We start from the raw sequence: 22,383 nt of genomic DNA, 5'->3' as shown, positions 1-22,383 counted from the left end.
TATTATGAAAAAATGGGGTGCTGTTCTAAACGTAAAAGGCTCTTATATCTCTAAAATTCATTCAATTTCTACTAATGCTCATAAATATTTTACTACGATTGCGGCAAGTATTATAAATATCCATGCCCAACAAGTCGAATTTTATTATTCAGTTTCATACGATACAGTCGATTGGACAAATTGGGTACCAATAAATTTTAATAGTACCGATTTACTAGATCAATACGGTCTTCAAAACTTGTCTTTTCGCTATAAAATTGTCATGAGTACTACTAAAGAGTATCAAAAGCCATATATTCAAGCATTTTCTATTGATTTTGATCCATGTGCCGTTATAGAAAACTTGGGTGATTTCAATTTAAAACCTAAGCTTTGGATTACTAAAAGAAACGGAAATGGATCAATCGAAATCATTAATACCGTGACAAATCAAAAAATGCAATTGCAAAATTTAATTGATAACGAAGAAGTTTATATTCATTGTCAAAAAGAAGAAATCGTGTCAAATAGACAAAATTTAGGGGTCTATCGCTATGATGATCATAATGATGAATTTTTAGATTTAGTTGTTGGAAAGAACTACATTCAAGCAAACGGTGATTTTGATATGCATATTAGGTATCAGCATCAATTTATTCAACAATAACTTCAGTGAAAGGAGGTGATAAAGTGAGAATAGGTGACATTAATTATGATTTAAAAGTAGTAAAACCGCGAATATTCCTTTGCCGCCCTGATAAAAAGACAATTGCACCACTAAGTGAAGCCTATGATATTAGTTATAGTACAAAACTTTCTGTATTAAATGAACTATCATTTAAGATTCCCACTGTGGTTTTCCAAGACGGTGTGCCAATGGACAATAGAAATATACAAGCGATTAAAAATCGTTATCTATTTAAATTGAAATTTGGTCCTATTACAGAATACTTTTTATTAAATGAATCAAACAAAACGTATAGTGATGATGAATATATACAGTATTCCGCCCTATCTTTAGGTGTGCAATTAAGTGACAAAAATATTCGAGACTTCGAAGTAGTTAGTAAAACACTTGCACAAATAGCTACAGAAATATTGGCATCAACCAATACGAAGTGGAAGGTTGGATATGTCGATAGCTTTTTTGAAACGCATCGAAGTTACGAAGTTTCCTCAAATAATATATTAGAAATCATTTATGATTTAGCAAACGTATGGAACGCCCTTATCGTTTGGGATACTGTTACATGTGAAATCCATTTCTATAAACCCGATAATATTGGCAATAATAAAGGTTTTTATATTCGAGATGGCAAATATATAGAAAGCTTTAATTTATCTACCAATACGATTGATACGATCACTCGCTTAAAAGTATACGGTCAAGAAGGACTAACCATTCATCGATTAAATCCAACAGGCCAGTCTTATTTAGAAGATTTTAGATTCTATCTCTATCCCTTCAAACGAGAAAATGGAGTTGTCGTTAGCCATTCAGAATATTTGAGTGATGAGTTGTGTATAGCATTAGAAGATTATCGTACATTAGTTGACTCATTGGCAGAAAAGTTTACTTATCTAACTACAGTAATCACCACACAAACTGCTGTTATTCAAACTGAAAATCAGCTACTTAGCACTTTAATTACACAAAAAATCATTTTGGAAGATGAGTTAGATTTATCTAACGCCAATTTTCAATCCAACTCCCCTGCCCATTTAGATATTATTAGCCGATTAGAGGCAAAAAGAAATGAGATTTCCAATCAAGAGGCATTTATTCGACAATTAAGTTATCAGCTAAAAAACTACGAAGATGAGTTGGAACAATTAAGAAACAAATTACAAAGAGAAAATAATTTCTCAAATGAGCAACTAGCAGAACTATCTAATTTTGAAATCGAAAAAGAATACACAAATGACTCCATTGTCGATGATCAAGATTTATTAACAGAAGCGCAAGAAATTTTTAGGCAATATTTAGAACCAAAAATAAAATTAGATATGAATATCATTGATTTTTTAACCGTCGTAGAATGTCAAAATGATTGGGATAAACTCAATTTAGGGGATATCGTTTCTGTTCGTTACGATCGATTACAAGTAGATATTAAAGCAAAAATTACGGAAATTACATTTGACTTTGAAAGAGAAAGTATTTCAGTAATTATTACGAACGAAATGGACGAAAAAAATACTTGGTTAGAGCAGCTTAGTAAAGCTGGTAATACTTCTACCCTTGTCCAAATGGAGAAATGGAAGTGGAATCTTTCCGAAAAAAACAACGGTGCCATTAATGACATCATTCATAATAAATGGGACGCGTTAAAAAATGCGGTCATGGCAGGCTATAATCAGCAAATTGAAATCAATGAACGTGGGATTACTGTAAAAGATTTAACAGATCCTTTAAGCTGGTTAGTAATACAAAATGGATTTTTAGCAATTACCAATGATAACGGTAATTCATGGAAACATGCTATTTCGAAAGATGGCATTTTTGGCGAGCGCATTTTCGGCAAAATTATTTCCGGTGTGAATTTAATCATCGAGGATGAATCAGGTATTTGGCTCACCCAAGGTTCACGGACAACAATCTATAATCGAAACGGTGATGAAGTCATGCGTTTAGGGTTAGTAACAGATGACCCAGAACCCGAATGCTTTGGATTAACTTCATGGAACGATATTACAAGAGTTGCTATTACAACTTGTGAAGGGTTCGCAGTTAGTCAAAAAGAAGATGACAATTGGAAGAAAATTTTATGGGCGAATACAGACGGAACATTATATTCTCGGAACATGGTAGCTGAAAATATTAAAATCGTTAATAATCTGGAGCAAGTAATTATAGATGCTGAAAATAATTATTTTGATATTGGTTTATTTGATAAAATAGTTGCAGATGGTAAGTTAACGACACTTGAAAAATTGGAGCTTATTAAAGAATTATATAAAATCCACACCGACTATCAGTTACTACTTCAACAAGCCCAAAAATATATACGAAGTGAACGAGATAATGAGACGGATGTAAATGGTCCATTTGATATTGCTACTCAAACCTTCCCTACTGTCTATTCGATAACAGATCGATACTCAACAAGTAAAGTGAAAGAAGCCTATTTAGCATTAATGAATTACATAGATAGTTACATAAAAGTATTGAAAAACGGTTACCGTGAGTCTGAAAACTTAGAAATCGATATGACTGATCCCCTTACTGAATCCACGAGTTCTATTGAAAATCGTGGCTTTTTTGTACAAAAATTTAAAGACTATTACGACGAAGCTACACGTTTACGACAAGCAATTGAAGACTCCCTTTTTTATTCAGGCATTCATATGGGCTCTTATAATAACAATTTAATCATGAATGAGTTTGGGTTTATCGCTGTTCGAAGTGATGGGAAATATCGCGCATTCCTCAATGCCACAAATGGACTTGCCCTACAAAAGTGGGAAAATAATCAATGGGTAAGTAAATTATTTGCTACACTGGGTGACGATAAGTGGGAAGACGGTACCCTCTACGCTGAAGGATTGGTGACAAAAAATCTTCGTATTGTAGACGGCAATTTAGGTGATGCTATCACGCTTGATTGGGAAAAGGGGATTACCATCTACGGAAAAAACAGAGAAATAATTAAGCTTAATGCCAATGAAGCAATTTCTATTTATGTGGGGAATGAGAAGAAATTTTACGTTGGCACTGACGGTAGGCTTTATGCAAAAGATATTACCACACATAATCTTAAAATTGTGGACGGGTCTTTAGGAGAGAAAATTATTTTCGACCAAACTAAAGGCATTACGATTAATGGGAATAATGGAGAACAAATCCGCTTAAATGCGAATGAAGGAATTGCCATTGATGCTAAAGGTGAAAAGCGTATTTGGATTGGGAAAGATGGGCTTATTTACGCTAAAAAGCTTCTTGTTATGGGCAATGATACCGATGAAATCATTAAAGATGTGGACGGCAGCTATATTTCAGATTTAACCGTTAATAAATTAAAGACACTTAATTCCAATCAACCTCAAGATTTTATTCATATTAAGGACAATTTCTTTAAAATCAAAACAAATTATGGCGGTGCTGAAAAAGATAAGCTCACCATTACAGTAAAAGAAACAGGCGATGCCGCTTACCCCCATATGACTTGGGGTGCTGGCGGTGATACAGGCGCTGGAAATAATGTGGGTTACCAATACAAAAAAAGTGATGGTTTCTATTTTGATTATGTAGGTACAGATGGCCAAAAACGCGAATTTGCCCTTAAAAATGGCGATGAATCTATTTTAATGAAGACACCCCATTCTATGAACTTTGATGGTAAAAACATTAATTTCAAAGCCTCCTCTGCCATTACTCTAGCTGTAGGAGAAAACAAAATCATTATTAATGGTGAAGGTGTCAAAGTCAATGGTACACGAATTAACTTAAACTAAGGAGGCGGTGACATGCCAGAAGTAGCGATAAAAGGTGCCAAAATACAAAATAGTATGGCACCAAATCATATTCAAGTAAGAAAGCTTAATCCTGATACTCTTCCTCCCTACTCCTCCTATATTTATGATTACATTAACGCAACCATTGAAGGAGAAATTAACGAAGGCAGTTCCAATGTATTTGTAAATGGAAAGGAAGTGGTATTCTCAGGCGCCAAAACAACCGAAAATGATAGTTATTCCCTTCCTGATGGTTGGACTTATGATAGCGGTGCTCATACAAATACGAATGGTTCCGTTACTAATGGCAGTCCTACAGTTTTTGTTAATGGAAAGCCATTAGGAAGAAAAGGGGATGCAATTAAAACACATGCTGGCTCAAATGCAATAATTACTGAAGGTTCTAGCAATGTGTTTGCAAATTAATTATGAAGAAAGAAGGTGATACTTTGTCATTACCTATAAACTATTTAGAATTTAATAACCCTATCCATATCGTTTGGAGAAAAGGCTCACCAAACGACCCTTTTATCGATAGACTTGATATTGCACGTGTAGTAAATCAACGTGTGTGCTTATTAGAAATTCCTGATGAATTGTTTAAGGTACGTATTGCAAATATGCTTGAAATAAACTATGAAGCATTTATAAAACATAATCTCAGTGATCATGAGTTTTACGTTGACTATACGAATGGTTTTGTTTATTTTCATCAATCAAAAGAAGCACAAACACTGTCCATTATTTATAAAGGAAGAGGCCTTATCCTCTACCCTTCCACACGGATTATTCACTATGACGGAACAACTGCTACTGAATCATTGCATCACATTATTGAAAAAAGCAAAACTCAAGTACAAGAATTAATAGATCGAACAGATACATATGAAAATTACTTAAAACGCCTTGTGGTTGCCATTAATGATGCTTCTAATGCAACCGATCAGGCATTAATTGCAACACAAAAAGCACAAGACGCCACAGAATTGGTCAAAGATGCATATGAAACAACCGTGTTAATATATCAGCCTTATGTTCATACATATAAGGATATTGCCAAAAAGTACCCTTACCCTGAAGTTGGCTGGACAACTCACGTTTTTGATACAGGTATACGCTATCGCTGGAATGGTAAAGATTGGACTCCAATTGATGCATTAGGCGGTAATATCCCATTAGCAAGTGAACTATTAAATGGCTTAATGAGTAAAGAACATTTCATTAAATTAAAAGGTATTACAGAATTTGTTAACGACAAAACAATTGTATTTATTATCCCAAAAGATATTTTAGAAGGTGTGCAAGACCCTCATATAGTTTTTGATTATGCTGGTGAAATTGTCGAAATCAAAGCTTCCGTTACATCAAAAGGCTTAGCACCAACTCCTATTTGGGTACAAAAATCAGCTAACTTCGCGGATTGGTTCAATGTAACCGATAATCCAATAATGATTAGAGAAAACAATAATCTTGATGATCAATCTCATACTTTAACAGCATTTACCGTGCAAAAAGGTGATATTTTCAGATTAAATATTCCCTCCTTTTCTGTGGATGCCCAAAATCTATCTGTCAATGTCAAAATCATGTTAACCGACTCTTTAAACTCCTAGCGGGACTTAAAGAGTTTTTATTATATAAAAAACAAAATGAACTAGAAAGAAGGAATTTATTTATGTCTAACCAACCAATCGTATCATGGTATGAAGGTACTAATGAATTATCAAAAGAAGTTAATTACACAGTGAACTACGATACTGTTGATGCTGCATCCCGATCAAAAACAAAGATATTCTATATTTGGAACAATCGAGAGCAAGCAACCGATGCTCCTAAAATGGAAGAAGTAACATTTACAACACGGGATCGAAGCGGTGGGACAGGCGATTCAGATGGAATGGTTGTAGAAGCTGTAAAAAACAATTGGTTCCATGTCCGTGTTGATAGTTTATCAGAGTCCCGCTTCTTACCTGTTGGAAAAGGCGGAAATCCTCTTAATCCATCCGGTACTAAGGACTTAGGCACAAACGGTACTACTACAAATATTAACGCTTCAACTGCTCAAGTTTGGTCTGCTGAAACAGCAATGACACTAGATGCATACGTTCAACCAACATCAAGTAATGATTATATTTATAAAGTAACGAAAGCTGGAACGACAGGTGTTACACAACCTTCATGGCCTACTGTAGAAGGCAACCCTATTATGGATGGAACGGTAGAATATATTGCAATTAAAATTAATAAAACACCGAAGGCTAAAGAAATTTTAGGTTTAGCCAATGCTACGAATGCCGAAGGAACTAACGCAGATTTAGCAGGCGGTAACTTCGTTAAAATTTCTGTTTATGCAGATGTTCCAATGGATGCATCTGCAGGTAAAAACCTACTAATGCAACGTGTTTCTTATCGTTACGTATAAAAATTAATACAATACGAGTAGTTTTCAGGGTAAGGGTCAGTCCCCTACCCTGTTTTTATGCAATCAATAAAACACTTCAATACAATGAAGGAGATGGGTATTATATGTTATTCACCAATACTGAAAACTATCAGGCAATCAATATCCCCTTTAATTGGAATGCCGATTACGCCAATGGTAAAAACTTCGCTGAGTATGACCTACTTACGCATAAAAAAAATGATTTTTATTTAATTCAGAGAAACCAGGTCATTCGTTTTGGTTTGTTTGGACAAAGGATGAAATTTTATTTCGAAATGTCAGATGGCTCCTTCAACATAGATGGTAGAAAAATTGAAATTGAATATGTGAAAGAAGATGGCACAACCTATCCTTTAACAACGAATTACGAGCATAAAGACCTTATCACATATAAAGAAGCCTTTACTGATTTTAGTAATCAACAAGGAGTTCAACGATCGAATATCAAATCGATACATTTTGGCTATAAAACAAATTACAAGATGGAAGATATCCAACTGTTTTTTCAACCGATTGTCACATTGCCATTTAACGAGCATGCCTTCATTGCTGTAAAGCTTACTTCAACTAAAGCAATGAACGGATATTTGCTTTTCAAAACAAATGGCATTGAAGTAGGACGGTTTTATGCTCCATTAGAAGCCAATCGAGTTGGTCAAATAAACTGGATTATTAAATAATTCATATAGAAAGGAAGAAGGGAAAATGAAACGATTTTGGTTGCAACTACCTGACAAAAGCAATTATTTTGAGATTACTGCAGCTAACAACAAGTTCTCACTATTTGAATCATCCACTGAACGAAGCTATACAATAGCTGTGGGAAAATACACATTAGAAAAGCTTATTGAAATGTTCTCAAACGAAGGCTTGGTTGCCAAAATGGGCGGTATCAATGCTGATAAGAAAGCTAAATTTCTTGTGTTGTTTTTAAGTCAATCTATTACGAACATTAATGGAAACTTTCTTACGTTCATAGGCGGGATAGAATCGATTGATACTGGAGATAGACAAGAAGAAAGTATCATTCATTAAGAAAGGAGGATGCTCTCATGGCTTTAATAGGCGGTAATGTAGAGAAAAAAGAAATAGGGCTAGCCCTCGGTGTATCTGGTACATATAAAAACACAGAAATCGACAAAACAACAGGACATTTACGATTAACTCAAATCGATTTTGATAGTAATGAAAACCCGATCTATGCCGCAGAAGGCAGTTGGACTTCTGATGTAATTAATCTCGGAGATAGATTTAATCGCTACGAAAAAATATTTACAACAAAAACAACAAATGGCTCAAGCTCATTCACAGTATCCACAAGAGTATCAGCTAACGGTGTAAATTGGTCCGATTGGTTACCTATTGCAACGGACGGAACAATCCAGTCAGCTATGAAACCATACATACAAGTAAGAATTCATTTACTTGCAGGGTTTGTGTCGGATGAATTTATTATTGCTAAAGGGGATTTTGAGGCTAACCCATACGTTAAAGAATCTCCATCTAGAGTTGGGAACTATATTGTACCAAAATTAACTTCTAATACATCATCACAAATGGGTTTTGCTTTCTCCGAAACAGTATATAGCTCAAGTTATCCTGCATGGAAAGCATTTAGTGGAATTGATAACTCAGAAAGCTATATTACTAAAAGTGGAGTTCTTGGTGGTTTTTTAGGTTTTTATTTTAAAAATAAAATTAGAATAAATAAATACAAAATTAGAAGTATGGCAGGCGCTTATTTAAATTCTATGCCCAAAAGTTGGGTGCTAGAAGGCAGTTTAAATACAACTGATGGTATTGATGGCACTTGGTTAGAACTAGACCAAAGATCAAATCAATCTTGGTCAACAAACAATACTGACAAAGAATATGAGTTCTTCAATAATAAAGGGTACAGGTCATATAGGATAAAATGGAATGGTAATAATGGCCATAGTAGCTACACAGGAATTGGTGCATTAAACTTCTTTCAACCTTCAGAATCCACAATATCATTAAAAAGAGATTACAATTTTGACATGAATATTGATTCAACATGGTTAGAGGCAGGTAGTATTCATAGACAGCAAATAAGTCGTAGCCAATGGTTAAGTATTAATAGATTGGATGTGAAAAGAAAATGACAACATGGAATCCAATTGAAAAAGGCTCTGTTACAACACTCAGCAACGGAAATTTAACTGCCAACAATATACTTCAAAATAGCTCAGTTAAATCAACTGACCCAAAATCTAGCGGAAAATGGTTTTGTGAAATTAAAGTTGACGCATTAAATATTAACTGCATAGGGATAGGTTCATCAGATTTACTCATGACTAGTGGAATTACTTCATCTAATAATTTTTTTTATTATTACTTTGATGGGAGAAAAAGTAATGGTGGTTTAACCTCGACTTACGCTTCTACACTATCTGTTGGGGATATTATAGGTATCCTCATAGACTTTGATGCTGGTACTCTTACTTATTATAAAAATGGAGTGAACTTAGGAATAGCTTTTGACAATATTAAAAAACTATCAAATTTCTGCATTATGGTATCAAGTGGAACTTTGAGTGGAAACGGAGGTGTTACTGCCAATTTTGGTGCAACACCTTTTAAATATCCTCCTATTGCTGATACTTTACCTTTTGGAGTTAAAAGCTATGATGGTTCACAGACTCTATCACATGAGAGTAAGTCTTTTATTTTTCATGAGTATCAATACAAAAAATTTATTTCAAAAACATTAGGTACGCCTGCTCATTGGGAAATTGTTTCCTCTACTCTACCTTGTTCAACTATCTTTTTTGAGCAAGGTATGGATATTTTATCATTAATTGACCGAAAAGTAATGAATTTAGAGTCTACTACAATGACACAAAGAAGTGACATTCTAGGTGAAGAAGTTGGTAAGGTATTTAGTAAAACTATAGATTTAAATAGATATTTTGATATTAGAATTATCATGGTTGAGGTGAAATAAATGAATTGGTATTTAAAAATAGAGGGTTCAGGCGGTGGCGCTAGTGGTAGTGGAATAAATTTCATTGAAGTATATGACCAATCGGGCGCAATATTAGGGTTAACAAAAAGTGATGTAGTTGAAACCAATGCAGCTTTTAGAATAGATGAAACAAACTATGTTCAAATGTTTCAAACAAGAGGTGCATTAATACCTTATAACGGTAATGCTAGTGGAATTTATTATGTGATTAAACTTCCTGAACATGTGGTAGGTTTTACAAAAGTATATTTAAAAAATTGGGGCAATGGTTCTTACGACATTAGAAATATCAGAGTGAGTGTTTCAAATGACAATCTTGACTATAAGGAAATTTATTATGGTGAGTTTGGGACATCCGAAGAAAAATATATTTTACAAAATTATTTTCTAAACAAGAGAAGATTACTTGTTCAATCAAAAGATCATATTTATTCTCTTATATATAGTGATTCATTTGAGCCATTAGCCATGACCTCTTATACAACACCCTCACCATATGAAATAACATCTAGTGGTGATTACAGTACTTCTTACGCTTGTTGGAAAGCTTTTGATGGGAAAAACGTAGGCTACGGCGATTCATGGTTGACAACAAACGGAAGTCCTTTAGGTTGGCTTCAAGTAAATTTTGGCACAAGTAAAAGATATAATAAAATATCTTTCACAACAAGAAACTATAGTGACAGCAATACTACTGCTCCAAAAGAGTTTAAGATATTAGGCTCTCCTGATGGATTGCTTTGGACAGAGTTAGCATTAATCCAAAATCAAACAAGTTGGAAACAAGATGAGACTAGAATATTTGAGTTCAATAATACAAGAGCTTTTCAGTTTTATAGGATTCAAATAACAGCAGCAAACTCATCAACCTACTCTGCTATTGGTGAGGTGGTTTTTGGTTACAAAGGTATTTCTATATTCAGTTTGAGTAAAAAAACAGCAAGTGATTTTTCTAAATATGGAGTAATGGAACTAAAAAATCTCGATGGTGCTATTAACGTAGTTAACTATGTTGTGCAAGAAATTGAGAAAAAGACTCTTACAACAAAAAAAGTAGACAAAAAACCCCTCAGCATCGGAATAATCTAATGCTGAGTTTTATTTTAAATTAAATACAAAGGAGTACAACAATGACTGTTACATGGAGTAGCACACTTAAAAGCACTGACGCAACTGTGTCTTCTGATGGAAAAACAGCTTCTATTAGAGGTGGTTGGGCAGTCACTCAAGAAAACATCACAAGTGGAAAGCATTATTTTGAGTTTGTAATAAATACTTATGCTCAAATAGTAATAGGTATTTCTCAAAGCATATCAGCACCTATAAAGCCAACAGAAAGTCAAGTAAGAGCAATATTTGGTTATGATGGGAACAAAGTATATCCTAGAAGTACTTATGGGAGTTCTTTTAATGCATCAAACATTATAGGAATGGCAATTGAAATGGATGTAGGAGAAATATCTTTTACTAAAGATGGTGTTAATTTAGGGGTCGCATTTAGAAATTTAAAAGATTTAGGAGAAATTAAATTGTACGTTTCCACTTCCACAATTGGAGGAAATGAATCTATCACAATTGTAGATGACTTAGATAAAATGAAATACTCAGATGTAGCAAGAGATTTTCTATTTCACAAATGTTTAGCATTAAAAAATCCTAGCAATCATGCTCAACCCTATTCCTTATCACATAACACTCTTATTCACCTTTCTGACAATTCACCTCAAAACATGATCTTATGGGGTGTTGAGAAAGGTAAAGAAGTTCAATTAGATACAACTTTCACTAAACAAAGCTACCCTAATGATTTAAGTAGCTATGGAAATAACATAGAGAATAGAATTGTTTCCTCAAAGCTAGCGAAAAAACCAAAAACAATTATCTTAAAAACATAAATAAAAAAACAATTTAAAAGAAAGGAAATGATTATTTTGTCAGAGCTTGTGTGGTATGAAACTAATATGACTTCTAACACATCTCCTTCTCCATTAGTTGTGAGTGCTAGTAGTGAATTTTCAGGTGCTTTCAATGCATTTAAAGAAATGAGCAACAATAGCTTTTGGGGCACAACTAATTATTCACAAAATAACTCATGGGTAAAAATAGACTTCGGTGAGTTAAAACTTGTAGATAAATTTAGAATAAAAGGTCATTCTGCACTTACAGAAAACCCAAAAACATTACGGCTTGAATATTCACTAGATAATAATAGTTGGACTAGAATATATGAGGGTATAGAGCCTGCTTGGACAGCCAATGAAATACGAGAGTTTAAAGTACCCAAAACAATTGGAAGATACTTCAAACTAACTGTAGTAAATAATCATGGTTCTTCATATTCATCAATAAAAAAATTACAATTTGGATTTTATGATGTACTTGCTAAATTTATTATTCAGTCTAATACTGATTTTTTCAGTTTTGATACATCAACAAAAACATTAATACATCTACCGAATAATTCTGCTTCAACTCTTATGAAATTTGGGGTAGACAAGAACAAAGAAATTGATTTAACTACTCCATATAAGAATCACAAGTATGTCACTTATGATGCAACAAATGATGTATACAATGAATCAACATTATTAGTAACAGAAGGATTCTCCGTTTATGATTATTTAGTTGATAACCCTATAATTACAGTGATTTCTGAATCTGATGTTGCAATAATTGAAACCGAAACCGAACCATTTAGTGTGTATGACTATATTGGTGATTTTCCTGAAGTCATAGTTTATACAGAAGATAAAGAAGACGTTATTGTATCAATCAACAGTGAACCATTCGACATTTACGATGAATTCGGGGATAGTGTTGAAGTACTTTACTACACTGACGATCCAGAGGTCACAAATGCTGATTTAATCTTAGAAGCCAATTGGTCACCGCTTGATGAATTAGAGGGTGATTTCGAGGTTGTGACATGGACTGATGAAGCGCCTGAGACTGCACAGAGAGTACTTGAAATGAAAGCTATACCTAAACCTCAGTTTATTAAGTTGGTCAATCCAAAGCGAATCTATGGTGCTTTAGATGAAGTGTTAGTGAATGATCTCTCTCAATCCTATCGTGATGAAGCTCGTTATTTTATCTCTGGCACGGATACATCGAAGTGGTATGTTTGGAATAAGGTTCTTAAGAAGTTTGTCATAGCCGATGCTTCTAGTGAAGAAGCTATTATCGCCAATGGTATGAAACATACAGACTTAAACAACATCACTGACACAGAATGGCGAACATGGAATGAACAGTTCTTAAATATTGGGATCTTCTTAAAAGACAATCCTCGTGATACCATCGTTTCAGTTGTTGAAAATGTTTCATATGAAGATTATCTTCCACGTCATACATCCACAATTCAGGACACAAGTCTTTATATTTTGAATACAACTGCCAAAATTGATATTGCTTTTAATGGAAATGTTTTAAAAGGAATGTTAAGTGATGATGACTTAACACGCGTTCAATATCGGGTAATACTGAACAATCGCTACTACTACCCTGCTGATGGCAGCTTTACACAACTAGGTGAATCTCCTCAAAATATTGAGTTAGTAATACGAAGTAAGGACATTAAAATTGATGATTGGAATACTTTAAAAGTAGAGTTTCAAGATTCCTTTGGTACTACCGATTATTGGTCCACAAACTTTATGGGTACATATACAGGACTTATGTTTAAAGATGTTTACGGTGAATACTTTTCTAATGAAATTGGAGAAGTATTAAAATATCTTGATTTTGGTGTCATTATAGCAGGACAAACGACTATCGAGCATGAGGTATTTCTAAAAAACCAATATGGATATGATGTTAAAAATGTGCACTTACTTGCAAATACAACTAATTTCCCAAGCGATATGACGGTCGAGTTTAGTCAAAGTAATTCACCTTTTACACCTCATTCAGATTTAAACCTCAGTGGTATGCTTGCGAATAATGCTGAAACGTCCTTTTTTATTCGCTTAAAAACAAAATTAGGTTCAACGCCTGACGCAAATGGATCGTTTGACATTATCGTGAGAGCTGATAAAGCCTAATCACAATACAATGTGATAAGGAAGTGAAAAGATGAACGAAGATAATAATATTGAAATAGTGAAGGACCCTCCCCTATACCAACAGACAGATGAAAGCGAAACCTTGCAAAACGATTGGCTGGGCATAGAATCTGTTCTTACCGTTAGTAATAGTTTTAAGGCAAAGTATAGTTTAATTGCGGTTGGCAGCGCTGATATTTATACAGAAATTATTTCAAGACCTAAAAAAAATGCCGACGTTCATATGGAAATTATTTCTCGTGCCTATGAAGAGTCTTCGAAAGAAACTTACATAAACATAATGTACCGAGGAAATGCTGATGTACTAACAGTAATTCAACCAATTGGATATAATAACCTACTGGCCGAAATAGAAGTGCCGCCGCACAACAGAATGTCGGCTATTTATGAAGTTCAGCAACCGCCAATTATTACGAATGTATTCACCCCTACTCAAGACGCTTTTACTCGTGAAAAAACGGAATATCAAACGATTAACTATGGTGATTATTCATCTATGTTGGTAGGTCACGGTCATGATGATATTTGGCGATCTTTTGTACAATTTGACGTTTCTTCTATCAATCCTTCTTTTGTCTTAACAAATGCATATGTAAGGCTGTACTACAATGGTAGTATTCCTAATGGCATTCAACTGGAACTTTTAAATTCTGGTAGTAAATGGTCAGAAACTAGTATTACACACTTAAATCGCCCTACGCCTATTCAACTAATTACCAATCAATACACTATCAATGAACAAGCAGGTTACGTTGAATTTAACGTGTTCGATATCGTAAAAAGTTGGGTCTCCCTTAGTCAAGTGAATAATGGCTTTATTATTCGTGTATCGAATGAAATAGCTAATGGCTCCGCTAACTTTAAAACAAAAGAATCGCTGCAACCTCCTGAACTAGTAGTAAATTATTTTGACTCTACAATATTTAGTTTTGGTAGAAGTCAGCACATTACTGAAATTTTTGTTTATACGTCGCGGCATTCAGTTAAAGAAGCGGAAATCACAGTTGGTTCAACATTTGAACATTCTGATCATGATACATTTCTATACGTTCACCGTGCTGAAGTACCTATCGACGAAGATATTTTCGTAGATATACAAGTGAATCAACCGTTAATTCCAAGTGAGCTAGTAGTAGCTATTCCAGATGAAAGCAAGATTTTGACGGAGATTAGCGTTAAAGTTGCAAGAACATCTTCAATTTTTACAGATATTACTATTAATAAACCGAATATTCCAATTGAAATAACAGCATCCGTAAGTAAAGATGAAGAGCATGAAATAGAATTAGTTGTAAATAAGCCTTTCACAGAAGCAGAAATCACTATACCTTCACATAAGGATAGTGATATGAATACTGAAATTGATATTAACACTATTTTTTCAAGTATTGTACATACAGAGATTCTTGTAAGTAAAGATACTATTCCTGTTGAAATTTCATCACGAGCTCTTAAAGATCATAACTTATATTCAACAATTTCTATTTCTAAACCAAAGATTGAAGCAGAAATCGCGGTAAACTATCGAGACGATATTTGGATTGAAATCGAACCAAATATCATTAGTGATCTTGCAACTGAACTTGTTGTATCAAAGCCTGCAGTTGCAACTTGTATAGCCATTAGAGTACAAAAAGCTCTAGATTTAAATGCCGAAATTTTTGTCTCTTACATAAATGAAATCCATACCGAGATTACAGCAAAAAAAGTCAGCCAGTTACCTACTGAAATTGATATTAAGGCTGTTAGTCAAATTGACACGATATTAATTGTATCAAAACCATCTATCCCGACTCAAATTACAATCCCAACTTGGGATAATTCAGATATTTTAACAACAATAAAACCGCGAATATTGTATGTAGACAACATAAATACAATTATTAGGGTAAACGGTGGCGTTTCAGGTTATGTATTTATAATGTAAAACGGAAAAAGGAGAAAAAACGATGATTATTAAAAATTACGAAATTAGTGAGTTATATGCTTTTCTATTTAACCTTATTTTAAAAGGGAAAGAGTCACGCATGCGTACCAGGTTTCTCAAACTATTGGAAGATCAGCTAAATTTAGTAAATCAGGAAAGACAACAATTAGTAGCTGATTATGCCGATAAAGACGACAACGGAGAAGTTTTATATAACAAAGAAATTGTTGATAATAAGGAAATTGAAATACCTATTTTCGGTAAAGATGCTGAAAAAGAAGTTCAGCGTCAAATATTAACATTACTTCATGAAGATTTTATTATCGAGGAAACTGCAGATAAAATAGACATGCTGCAAGTTTTACAAGAAATACTGTTAAATTTAGATTTAGAGTTCACTGGTAAAAAAGCAACTTTATATAATCGATATTGCGAAATTTTCGAGGACATTCAATTACTTGAAAAACAATAGAAGTATTCTTTTGGGATAGTTGTGGACTGTAAATCCACACTATCCTTTTATTATTTTTTAAAGTTGGTGATGAATATGGAAATTGAAAAACATGGAGAACGATTGGCGACTGTAGAAGTAGAAATGAAGAATCACGAAAAAAGAATATCAAAATTAGAAGGTAACCATGAATTATTACAACGTTTAACAGTCGTTTCAGAACAACAACAAGAAATGAATAAATACCAACAAATTCAATTAAATCGAATGGATAAAACATTTAACAACATCAATATCAATCTAACGAAACTAAACATGTCACAAGTAGAACTGCAAGATGATGTAAAAGGTATTGGTAAACGAGTAGACAGTATTGAAGAAGATTTAAAATATGAATCTGCAAAAGATAACATTTCCATTAGCGAAATCATTAAACAATATCTAAATTGGTGGATTCTTATTCCTCTCACCATTTTAGGCACTGAAATATTAAAATGGCTTGGTTTATAAGAAAGGAAGGATTATATATGAAAATCAACTGGAAAGTACGTAGTCGAAACCCTCAATTTTGGATTACGTTTGGATTATCTATTATTACCCCACTATTCGCCTACTACGGCATTACTGGAGCTGATTTAACTACTTGGGATAGTGTACGGAGCTTAATAATCAATGCCGTGTCTAATCCCTACGTATTAGCTTTAATGGCAGTAAGCACCTATAATGCCGTTTTAGATCCTACCACAGCTAATTTTAGTGACTCTCAAAACGCATTGACATATGTGAAACCGAAACGAGATGATTTTATTGACAATTAATATTAAACAACATTTAGTACATCCTTCAAAATATACGATTAAATGCCCTTATACGATTAATGCGCAATTTTTAACGGTACATAATACAGCTAATGATGCATCAGCAGCAAACGAAATCAATTATATGATTAGTAATAGCCAACAGGTATCCTTCCATTATGCTATCGATGATAAAGAAGTAATCCAAGGTTTACCTTTAAACCGTAATGGTTGGCATTGTGGCGATGGTAAAGGATTTGGAAATATGCAATCAATTGGTATTGAAATTTGCTATTCTAAATCTGGTGGTAATCGTTATGCAAATGCTGAAAAATTAGCTACACAATTTATAGCGCAACTTTTACTAGAACGAGGTTGGAAAATTGATAGAGTAAGAAAACATCAAGATTGGAGTGGTAAATATTGTCCACATCGCATTCTTGATGAAGGAAGATGGGCATCGTTTTTAAATAGCATTCAAAAAGAACTGAATAAACTCACTAGCAATAAAGGAGGCTTCACTGTGTCACAATATGAAGAATTAAAAGCTGACTGTCAAAAAATTTTCCAACAATTAGCATTTATTAATGCAATGTTAGGAATAGAAGAACGACCTGTTAACAAAGCTCATGAAACAGGATGGAAATGGACTCAAGAACAAGGTTTATTAAATGGACAAAACCCACAAAAACCACTTACTAGGGAGCAATTTGCTACAGTTCTTTATAGATTAAATAATCAAAAATAGTTCTTTCCTTGTAAAAAATATAATCCTTAGAAGGTTGTTAGCGGAGAGAGACGACCCCTATTCAGAACGAACAAAACAAAAACAAGTGTTGTCAGTTTACGGTGCTAAGGCAAAAAGTACGGCGCCGTAGCGGACAACAACAGCAGAGTAAAACATTTTTTCTCTTTTGTCACGCCACGAGTTTTTCGCACTACATTTTCAGCTGAAGGATGATTAAACATGCAAACTCAAACCATGTTACAATAGAAAAGAATAAAGGCATCGAAGGAGATATTGCATGAAGCGATCAACAATTATTAATGTTTGTATTTTCATTTTTTTCACTTTACTATTCGTCAATGATTTTTTCCCTGCCACTCCGTTAGCAGAAATATTGTCGAAGAAAATTATTCTTGTTATATTAATTGTCCTAGTTGGTATAAATCTAGTGTCATCAAAAGGTACATATAAAAAGCTATCCAAAAAAGCATATGCTGGTTTAACACTTTATACAGTTGGTCTTTGGATTGTGCTCACATTATTAGGTGGCGAGTCCGAAATTGGCTTATCTTATAATAGCCCTATTTTCTATCTTATCGTGATTGTACTAGGGTTTGACTTATTACGAGTTTATCGCCAATGGAAGCGTGAAGAAGCAGAAAAAAATAATGCAAAATAAAAGCATGTTGCCAATTAGCAATGAACACTAATTGGCAACATGCCTTTTTTGTATATAGCAGCTTAGGATTCTAGTACATTTAAAATCGTATCAAGTTCATTGACAGCGTGGTCTAATCGTTCCTTTGCCTCAATGTTTTGTTGCTTTAACTGACTATACTCTAATAAATTTTTTTCATGCTTTAATTTAATAGAAGATAAGCGCTCAATGCGTGCTTCTACTTTGTCAATTGCTTGCTCACAAACGCTAATCCATAATTTTTCTGATTGCTGAATTTCTGTCGTGGATGGATTGTGCTGACGCATAATACGTGCATATATTGCTTCTATTTGCTCAATCATTTCACTATAAAAATGACGCTCAACTCGCGTAGTTTGGAAAGTAGGATGCTCTATATCTTTTGCATATGGCGTAATTTGACGTAACAGCTTTCCAGCATTTTCACCAAAACTATGCGATAAATTCAATACATTCATCAATTGCAATAATAAGCGAACTTCTTCAAGATTAATAAGCTGTGAATCGATATTTTCTTTGACTTTTAGCGACTCCATATAGCGGCGATCGAAATGCTCAATTTCCCCTTTATGTTGCTCTACTAAATGGGCACTCGCATTTTCTTTTAAACTTTTAATATATCGGATTGCATGACTTCTTAGCTCCTCCATTGAAAGCATGTTGTCATTATCTTGTTGTGGTTTTCCTCGTTGAACATACGCAAATGCATCCACTTTTCGGGGCCATTTTGCTTCTTGGTTTTTTTCTGAGACATTGTAGCGTATATAAATTCCGTGCATTCCATATCCTCCAAGTCCATTTAACAAGTATCTCTAAAGACAATAAATCGAATACCACTTTTTTTCAAGTAATTTACCTTCAAAAATTTACTTATTTTGCAGACCTTATTTCTTGAATTGTTTTCCCTTCTGTAAATGCATGTATTGATTTTATTTTACCAAAAGAATAAAAATTTGCCTTTTCATATACTTTAGCGACTTGCTCATTAATAGGCAATAGCCAAAGATGTTCTAAGTTATTTTTAACAGCTTCTTTTTGAATATGTTGCAATACATAACCAATCAATCCTCTTCCACGATAGCTTTCTAATGTTGCGACACTTTCAATTCGACCTTGACGACCAGATAGAAACAAATTGGCCGTACAGCAAGCAACACCATCTATTTTTAATAAATAGTACGTAAAATGCGGTGAACAGTACATGTTTTCGAACGCCCTTTTTATTAAAGCAGGCTCACCAAATGTAGAGATAGTCATTTCTACTTCAAGTGCTTCTTGTACATTTGCATCTGTCACACGTTCAATGCGAATCGCTGGATTATGCGGTAATATAACAAATTCGCCATTCCAACACTGGATGTCATCCGTAAAAGACTCATATTGAAAACCATGTGATGATAATGCCTCCACACAGTGATGATTTTCCTCAACATTATATAAATACATTCTCGGAATTAATCCTTTTGAGAGATAGAATTGTTTTACATTAGTTAAAAATGTCTCTGCTTGCTCTACTCTCTTCCATATATGTGCATGGTTGGCGTCATAGTACATAGGCATTTCCTTATTGTAAAAAAATACTCCTTCCGGACACCGTTCCATCTCACTAAACTCATTGATATAGTCAATATCTAACTGCATAATGTCTTGGAGCTTATGCATGTGTTGTTCCTCCTTCCAACCATTTAACATATAGAGCTTCTAACTGTTGCTCCAATTTTTGACGTTGCTCTTTAGCAAGTGTAGGTTCTTTTAATTTAAATTCTACTTTTTCAATTTGTTCTTCAATTGGGAGTTCTTTATCACTGTGATCTTTTGTCTTTGTGCTGCTATCCACTTTTACTTCAGGCACTTGCTCAACGAGGGCATGCTTTGTTCTTGCCCATTCATAATCCCCTTCATATACATAAATCTTTTCTTGCTCAATCCATGCAATTTTTGTAAAGATTTTTTGTAAGAAGTAGCGGTCATGGGATACACCAATAATAGTACCTGTAAAGGATTCAAGGGTGTCTTCTAATACCTCTCTTGCTTCTATATCTAAATGGTTAGTCGGTTCATCTAAAATAAGTAAATTAATATCTTCATGCATTAATTGTGCAAGACGCAGACGCATCTTTTCTCCACCACTTAAGTCCTTCACTTTCTTAAAGACATCGTATCCATAAAACAGAAACTGTGCTAACAAATGACGTGCCTCTGCTTCTGATACGGATACACATTCCCGAAAGGCATCAATTAAACGAATAGCAGGATTTTCATGGTCAAATTGCTGCGATAAATATCCTATTTTTACACTACTACCTACTTTACACTCTCCTTGATTCGGTACAATCTCCCCTAACATCATTTTTAATAAGGTCGACTTTCCACTTCCATTATTGCCTACAATCGCGAGACGTTGTCCAAAATAGACCGATAGATGACTATTGTTAAATAATGGCTTATCAAATGCATGACTTATCGCTGTCATCTTTATCACTTCTTTCCCACTACGTTCAGCCATCGTTAAGGCGAGATTCATTTTCTTTTTTGTGCCAGGTTTTTTAACTCGTTCTATACGATTCAGTGCCTTTTCCATACTTTTAGCACGGCGAAACAATGCGGCATTCGGTGGGTTCGCTTCATTTGCCCACTGTCTTAAACGTTTAATCGCTTCTTGCATCTTCTTAATTTTCTTTTGCTGTTCCTCATATTCAGCAAATTGCTGTTCAACTTTCGCTTCTTTCTGTGCAGTAAAATCATCATAATTTCCTGCATAGGTAAACGCCTCTCCATCCTCAATTTCAATGATTTTTTGCGCTACTTGATTCATAAATTGACGATCATGCGAAACAGCAATGACAATGCCAGCAAAGTGTTGTACATACTGTTCAAGCCACTCAATTGCTTGCATATCTAAATGATTGGTTGGTTCATCTAAAAGTAAAATAGATGGGTTACTTAAAAGCATTTGACCTAGCATTACCTTTGTTTTTTCGCCACCGCTTATGCTTGCAAAGGGCACAGGAAGTAAAGATGTAATGTTCAGTCCATTTGCAATAGTAGCTAATTGCGCATCGACTTCATAGCCCCCCTGCAGCATAAATTGTTCCTGAACTTGACCATATTGTTGTAACACTTTGTCTGTACTATTCACTTGCATTGCCTGTTCCAGTGTGGTCATTTTTGCCTTCAGTTTGTAGATGTCAACAAATGCTTCCTCCAGTACTTCTTTAACAGTAAGCAAAGGATAGCTTGGAATTTGGTGTAAGTAGCCAATAGTTGCTCCTTTACTTTTAATAATACGACCAGCATCAGGTGTATCGAGCCCTGCTAATAATTGCAGTAAAGTTGTTTTTCCACTACCATTCACACCAACAATCGCTACATGTTCCCCTTTATTGACTTCCAGTTGCAATCCTTCAAATAATACGTTTCCACCGATGATTTTTTGTATTTGTTCAGCCTTTATTTGCATTGTTTTTTCCTCCATGAAACGCGCGAAAAAACATCTCTAGACAACAAAAAAGACTGCTCAATTAACAAGCAGTCTTTTTCTTCAATATATGTGAAAAAGAATGGTTAATTCGCTACGTTTAGTATTTGATTTTGCTTAAAAATAGACAGACTTATCCCGTTGTTAGCAAAATCGAAAGTTTGAACACGTGTAAAATAAATAGCTATATCTATATTTCCACCTGTTCTCGTAGCGTTTAAATTCATTCCTTTTCACCTCCGTTCAAATTAGTTAGGTATAGCATACCATATTCCATATAATTTGGGAATGTTCAATTTCAACAACTGGAACAACCATCATTGCAAAATTCCACTATTTAGCAATGAAATAATCTAAATGTCACTAATTATATTTA

21 protein-coding genes and 1 pseudogene are annotated in these 22,383 nt (G+C 34.1%); 18 read left to right on the top strand and 4 right to left on the bottom strand.

All coding sequences use genetic code 11. From position 1 onward, the window contains the following. Positions 1 to 4: 4 nt before the first annotated feature. The 18 genes and pseudogenes from T479_RS06975 (at position 5) to T479_RS06890 (ending at position 18,511) form a co-directional block, all read left to right on the top strand. The gene (locus tag T479_RS06975; protein WP_025219043.1) at positions 5 to 646 is read left to right on the top strand and encodes a phage tail domain-containing protein; all 642 of its coding nucleotides are present in this window, start codon (positions 5 to 7) and stop codon (positions 644 to 646) included. A gap of 23 nt (positions 647 to 669) precedes the next feature. Next, positions 670 to 4,434, top strand: a complete 3,765-nt coding sequence (locus tag T479_RS06970) for a phage tail spike protein (protein ID WP_025219042.1) — start codon at positions 670 to 672, stop codon at positions 4,432 to 4,434. Between the two features lie 12 nt (positions 4,435 to 4,446). Next, a complete protein-coding gene (locus T479_RS06965; protein ID WP_025219041.1) occupies positions 4,447 to 4,860 on the top strand; it encodes a PAAR domain-containing protein in 414 nt (137 codons plus the stop codon). 23 nt (positions 4,861 to 4,883) lie between these two features. Further along, a complete protein-coding gene (locus T479_RS06960) occupies positions 4,884 to 6,047 on the top strand; it encodes a hypothetical protein (protein WP_025219040.1) in 1,164 nt (387 codons plus the stop codon). 62 nt (positions 6,048 to 6,109) lie between these two features. Next, on the top strand, positions 6,110 to 6,856 hold the full coding sequence (locus tag T479_RS06955) for a hypothetical protein (RefSeq protein ID WP_025219039.1): 747 nt from the start codon (positions 6,110 to 6,112) through the stop codon (positions 6,854 to 6,856). A gap of 104 nt (positions 6,857 to 6,960) precedes the next feature. Continuing rightward, on the top strand, positions 6,961 to 7,557 hold the full coding sequence (locus T479_RS06950; RefSeq protein ID WP_025219038.1) for a hypothetical protein: 597 nt from the start codon (positions 6,961 to 6,963) through the stop codon (positions 7,555 to 7,557). Between the two features lie 25 nt (positions 7,558 to 7,582). Continuing rightward, entirely contained in the window at positions 7,583 to 7,912 is a 330-nt protein-coding gene (locus T479_RS06945) for a hypothetical protein (RefSeq protein ID WP_025219037.1), read from the top strand. A gap of 17 nt (positions 7,913 to 7,929) precedes the next feature. Then, positions 7,930 to 9,003: a hypothetical protein gene (locus tag T479_RS06940; RefSeq protein ID WP_025219036.1), complete on the top strand. Its 1,074-nt coding sequence runs from the start codon at positions 7,930 to 7,932 to the stop codon at positions 9,001 to 9,003. Continuing rightward, positions 9,000 to 9,845: an SPRY domain-containing protein gene (locus tag T479_RS06935; RefSeq protein WP_025219035.1), complete on the top strand. Its 846-nt coding sequence runs from the start codon at positions 9,000 to 9,002 to the stop codon at positions 9,843 to 9,845. Before T479_RS06940 ends, T479_RS06935 begins: the two co-directional genes overlap by 4 nt. Continuing rightward, positions 9,846 to 10,955: a discoidin domain-containing protein gene (locus tag T479_RS06930; protein WP_025219034.1), complete on the top strand. Its 1,110-nt coding sequence runs from the start codon at positions 9,846 to 9,848 to the stop codon at positions 10,953 to 10,955. Between the two features lie 41 nt (positions 10,956 to 10,996). Then, positions 10,997 to 11,761 (top strand): SPRY domain-containing protein, encoded by a 765-nt coding sequence (locus T479_RS06925; protein WP_025219033.1) that lies wholly within the window; start codon positions 10,997 to 10,999, stop codon positions 11,759 to 11,761. Between the two features lie 66 nt (positions 11,762 to 11,827). Then, complete coding sequence (locus T479_RS06920) at positions 11,828 to 13,909, top strand: discoidin domain-containing protein (protein WP_158497872.1); 2,082 nt, start codon at positions 11,828 to 11,830, stop codon at positions 13,907 to 13,909. Positions 13,910 to 13,940: 31 nt separating this feature from the next. After that, complete coding sequence (locus tag T479_RS06915) at positions 13,941 to 15,857, top strand: DNRLRE domain-containing protein (protein ID WP_025219031.1); 1,917 nt, start codon at positions 13,941 to 13,943, stop codon at positions 15,855 to 15,857. Between the two features lie 22 nt (positions 15,858 to 15,879). Then, positions 15,880 to 16,329, top strand: coding sequence for a hypothetical protein (locus T479_RS06910; RefSeq protein ID WP_025219030.1), 450 nt, complete (start codon positions 15,880 to 15,882; stop codon positions 16,327 to 16,329). Positions 16,330 to 16,431: 102 nt separating this feature from the next. Beyond that, entirely contained in the window at positions 16,432 to 16,818 is a 387-nt protein-coding gene (locus T479_RS06905; protein WP_144340672.1) for a hypothetical protein, read from the top strand. Between the two features lie 17 nt (positions 16,819 to 16,835). Then, a complete protein-coding gene (locus T479_RS06900) occupies positions 16,836 to 17,126 on the top strand; it encodes a phage holin family protein (RefSeq protein WP_025219028.1) in 291 nt (96 codons plus the stop codon). Continuing rightward, positions 17,116 to 17,658 (top strand): annotated as a pseudogene (locus T479_RS22755) (peptidoglycan recognition protein family protein); the annotation flags it as partial. The gene T479_RS06900 and the pseudogene T479_RS22755, both read left to right, overlap by 11 nt. A 472-nt stretch (positions 17,659 to 18,130) precedes the next feature. Beyond that, on the top strand, positions 18,131 to 18,511 hold the full coding sequence (locus T479_RS06890) for a hypothetical protein (RefSeq protein ID WP_024362364.1): 381 nt from the start codon (positions 18,131 to 18,133) through the stop codon (positions 18,509 to 18,511). A 62-nt stretch (positions 18,512 to 18,573) separates the two neighbouring features. Here T479_RS06890 and T479_RS06885 read toward each other — a convergent pair whose 3' ends face one another. The 4 genes from T479_RS06885 to T479_RS24295 form a co-directional block, all read right to left on the bottom strand. Further along, positions 18,574 to 19,308 carry a hypothetical protein gene (locus T479_RS06885; protein WP_024362365.1) on the bottom strand — a complete coding sequence of 245 codons (735 nt, stop codon included), beginning with the start codon at positions 19,306 to 19,308 and terminating at the stop codon, positions 18,574 to 18,576. A gap of 91 nt (positions 19,309 to 19,399) precedes the next feature. Next, on the bottom strand, positions 19,400 to 20,191 hold the full coding sequence (locus T479_RS06880; RefSeq protein ID WP_025219026.1) for a GNAT family N-acetyltransferase: 792 nt from the start codon (positions 20,189 to 20,191) through the stop codon (positions 19,400 to 19,402). Then, a complete protein-coding gene (gene abc-f, locus T479_RS06875; RefSeq protein ID WP_025219025.1) occupies positions 20,184 to 21,989 on the bottom strand; it encodes a ribosomal protection-like ABC-F family protein in 1,806 nt (601 codons plus the stop codon). The genes T479_RS06880 and abc-f overlap by 8 nt, the downstream gene beginning before the upstream one ends. A gap of 104 nt (positions 21,990 to 22,093) precedes the next feature. Further along, positions 22,094 to 22,234: an RAxF-45 family protein gene (locus T479_RS24295; RefSeq protein WP_279633374.1), complete on the bottom strand. Its 141-nt coding sequence runs from the start codon at positions 22,232 to 22,234 to the stop codon at positions 22,094 to 22,096. Positions 22,235 to 22,383 lie beyond the last annotated feature (149 nt).

This window comes from Lysinibacillus sphaericus, assembly GCF_000600105.1.
Lineage (GTDB): Bacteria > Bacillota > Bacilli > Bacillales_A > Planococcaceae > Lysinibacillus > Lysinibacillus sphaericus.
This window is presented reverse-complemented; position numbering and strand designations above follow the sequence as displayed.

Coding starts and splice junctions, on each gene's coding strand:
- T479_RS06965 (WP_025219041.1), top strand. CDS start 4,447: ATGCCAGAAGTAGCGATAAAAGGTGCCAAAATACAAAATAGTATGGCA.
- T479_RS06925 (WP_025219033.1), top strand. CDS start 10,997: ATGACTGTTACATGGAGTAGCACACTTAAAAGCACTGACGCAACTGTG.
- T479_RS06945 (WP_025219037.1), top strand. CDS start 7,583: ATGAAACGATTTTGGTTGCAACTACCTGACAAAAGCAATTATTTTGAG.
- T479_RS06880 (WP_025219026.1), bottom strand. CDS start 20,191: ATGCATAAGCTCCAAGACATTATGCAGTTAGATATTGACTATATCAAT.
- T479_RS06910 (WP_025219030.1), top strand. CDS start 15,880: ATGATTATTAAAAATTACGAAATTAGTGAGTTATATGCTTTTCTATTT.
- T479_RS06940 (WP_025219036.1), top strand. CDS start 7,930: ATGGCTTTAATAGGCGGTAATGTAGAGAAAAAAGAAATAGGGCTAGCC.
- T479_RS06975 (WP_025219043.1), top strand. CDS start 5: ATGAAAAAATGGGGTGCTGTTCTAAACGTAAAAGGCTCTTATATCTCT.
- T479_RS06955 (WP_025219039.1), top strand. CDS start 6,110: ATGTCTAACCAACCAATCGTATCATGGTATGAAGGTACTAATGAATTA.
- T479_RS06885 (WP_024362365.1), bottom strand. CDS start 19,308: ATGCACGGAATTTATATACGCTACAATGTCTCAGAAAAAAACCAAGAA.
- T479_RS06890 (WP_024362364.1), top strand. CDS start 18,131: ATGAAGCGATCAACAATTATTAATGTTTGTATTTTCATTTTTTTCACT.
- T479_RS24295 (WP_279633374.1), bottom strand. CDS start 22,234: ATGAATTTAAACGCTACGAGAACAGGTGGAAATATAGATATAGCTATT.
- T479_RS06950 (WP_025219038.1), top strand. CDS start 6,961: ATGTTATTCACCAATACTGAAAACTATCAGGCAATCAATATCCCCTTT.
- T479_RS06920 (WP_158497872.1), top strand. CDS start 11,828: ATGACTTCTAACACATCTCCTTCTCCATTAGTTGTGAGTGCTAGTAGT.
- T479_RS06915 (WP_025219031.1), top strand. CDS start 13,941: ATGAACGAAGATAATAATATTGAAATAGTGAAGGACCCTCCCCTATAC.
- abc-f (WP_025219025.1), bottom strand. CDS start 21,989: ATGCAAATAAAGGCTGAACAAATACAAAAAATCATCGGTGGAAACGTA.
- T479_RS06930 (WP_025219034.1), top strand. CDS start 9,846: ATGAATTGGTATTTAAAAATAGAGGGTTCAGGCGGTGGCGCTAGTGGT.
- T479_RS06900 (WP_025219028.1), top strand. CDS start 16,836: ATGAAAATCAACTGGAAAGTACGTAGTCGAAACCCTCAATTTTGGATT.
- T479_RS06935 (WP_025219035.1), top strand. CDS start 9,000: ATGACAACATGGAATCCAATTGAAAAAGGCTCTGTTACAACACTCAGC.